Raw genomic sequence first — 2,943 nt, 5'->3', positions numbered from 1 at the left:
GATCAAGCCACACGGGCAATTAGTACTGGTTAGCTACATGCATTACTGCACTTCCACACCCAGCCTATCAACGTCCTGGTCTCGGACGACCCTACAGGGGGGTCAAGCCCCCGGGATACCTAATCTTCAGACGAGTTTCCCGCTTAGATGCCTTCAGCGGTTATCTCTTCCGTACGTAGCTACTCGGCAATGCCATTGGCATGACAACCGATACACCAGTGGTACGTCCACTCCGGTCCTCTCGTACTAGGAGCAGGCTCCGTCAAGTATCCAACGCCCACGGCAGATAGGGACCAAACTGTCTCACGACGTTTTAAACCCAGCTCACGTACCTCTTTAAATGGCGAACAGCCATACCCTTGGGACCGGCTACAGCCCCAGGATGAGATGAGCCGACATCGAGGTGCCAAACACCGCCGTCGATATGAACTCTTGGGCGGTATCAGCCTGTTATCCCCAGAGTACCTTTTATCCGTTGAGCGATGGCCCTTCCATACAGAACCACCGGATCACTATGTCCTACTTTCGTACCTGTTCGACTTGTCAGTCTCACAGTCAAGCACGCTTATGCCATTGCACTATCAAGACGATTTCCGACCGTCTCTAGCGTACCTTCGAACTCCTCCGTTACACTTTAGGAGGAGACCGCCCCAGTCAAACTGCCCACCATGCACGGTCCCCGATCCCGATTAGGGACCTAGGTTAGAACCGCAAACAGACCAGGGTGGTATTTCAAGGATGACTCCACGCGATCTGGCGACCACGCTTCAACGTCTCCCACCTATCCTACACAGGCCGGTTCACAATCCAATGCAAAGCTACAGTAAAGGTTCATGGGGTCTTTCCGTCTAGCCGCGGGGAGATTGCATCATCACAACCATGTCAACTTCGCTGAGTCTCAGGAGGAGACAGTGTGGCCATCGTTACGCCATTCGTGCAGGTCGGAACTTACCCGACAAGGAATTTCGCTACCTTAGGACCGTTATAGTTACGGCCGCCGTTTACCGGGGCTTCGATCAAGAGCTTGCACCCCATCACTTAACCTTCCGGCACCGGGCAGGCGTCACACCCTATACGTCCACTTTCGTGTTTGCAGAGTGCTGTGTTTTTAGTAAACAGTCGCAGCCACCGATTCACTGCGGCCTCTTCATGCTTTGTGCGCAGGCACATCACACTAATGAGGCATACCTTCTCCCGAAGTTACGGTATTAATTTGCCGAGTTCCTTCTCCTGAGTTCTCTCAAGCGCCTTGGAATATTCATCCCGTCCACCTGTGTCGGTTTGCGGTACGGTCTCGTAGAGCTGAAGCTTAGAGGCTTTTCTTGGAACTGCTTCCAGTTAGTTTAGAGCCGAAGCTCTATCCAGTCACACCCTTGAATTACGCACCCGGATTTGCCTAAGTGCCTTCTATGATGCGCCAACGGGGACATCCAACACCCCGATAACATTCTGCAATCCGTCCCCCCATCGCACTCTACGACGGTGCGGGAATATTAACCCGCTTCCCATCAGCTACGCATCTCTGCCTCGCCTTAGGGGCCGACTCACCCTGCGCCGATGAACGTTGCGCAGGAAACCTTGGACTTACGGCGAGGGGGCTTTTCACCCCCTTTATCGCTACTCATGTCAGCATTCTCACTTCCGATACCTCCAGCATTCCTCACGGAACACCTTCACAGGCTTACGGAACGCTCTCCTACCATGTGTACTAAAGTACACATCCGCAGCTTCGGTCTATGGCTTAGCCCCGTTACATCTTCCGCGCAGGACGACTCGATCAGTGAGCTATTACGCTTTCTTTAAAGGATGGCTGCTTCTAAGCCAACCTCCTGACTGTCTATGCCTTCCCACTTCGTTTCCCACTTAGCCATAGTTAGGGACCTTAGCTGGCGGTCTGGGTTGTTTCCCTCTTGAGTCCGGACGTTAGCACCCGGTGCTCTGTCTCCCGTACTGTACTTGCCGGTATTCGGAGTTTGCCATGGGTTGGTAAGTCGCTGTGACCCCCTAGCCATAACAGTGCTCTACCCCCGGCAGTAATATACGAGGCACTACCTAAATAGTTTTCGGAGAGAACCAGCTATCTCCAGGCTTGTTTAGCCTTTCACTCCGATCCACAGCTCATCCCCTAATTTTTCAACATTAGTGGGTTCGGTCCTCCAGCACGTGTTACCGTGCCTTCAACCTGGCCATGGATAGATCGCCTGGTTTCGGGTCTACACCCAGCGACTGAATCGCCCTATTCGGACTCGCTTTCGCTACGCCTCCCCTATTCGGTTAAGCTTGCCACTGAATGTAAGTCGCTGACCCATTATACAAAAGGTACGCAGTCACACCACGAAGGTGCTCCTACTGTTTGTATGCATACGATTTCAGGATCTATTTCACTCCCCTTCCGGGGTTCTTTTCGCCTTTCCCTCACGGTACTGGTTCACTATCGGTCGATCACGAGTATTTAGCCTTGGAGGATGGTCCCCCCATATTCAGACAGGATTTCACGTGTCCCGCCCTACTTGTTCGATGCTTAGTTCCACGTACTGAATTTCGCCTACAGGGCTATCACCTGCTACGGCTGGACTTTCCATTCCATTCGACTATTCACTACGCTAAAACATCCAGGCTGGTCCGGTTTCGCTCGCCACTACTTCCGGAATCTCGGTTGATTTCTTTTCCTCGAGTTACTGAGATGGTTCAGTTCACTCGGTTCGCCTCCACATGCCTATGTATTCAGCATGGGATACCGTATTACTACGGTGGGTTTCCCCATTCGGACATCTACGGATCAAAGCTTGTTTGCCAGCTCCCCGTAGCTTTTCGCAGGCTACCGCGTCCTTCATCGCCTGTGATCGCCAAGGCATCCATCATATGCACTTATTCGCTTGATCCTATAACGCTTGATGCTGTTATAGGAATATGAGTATACGTTGTTGCCGTTCATCAATCCTT

At 52.3% G+C, this 2,943-nt stretch carries 1 rRNA gene; it reads right to left on the bottom strand.

Annotated elements, in window-relative coordinates:
• A 23S ribosomal RNA gene (locus OSH04_RS19625) occupies positions 1 to 2,882 on the bottom strand; the annotation flags it as partial.
• Between the last annotated feature and the right edge of the window lie 61 nt (positions 2,883 to 2,943).

It is taken from the genome of Alcaligenes nematophilus (assembly GCF_026344155.1).
GTDB lineage: Bacteria > Pseudomonadota > Gammaproteobacteria > Burkholderiales > Burkholderiaceae_B > Alcaligenes > Alcaligenes phenolicus.
This window is presented reverse-complemented; position numbering and strand designations above follow the sequence as displayed.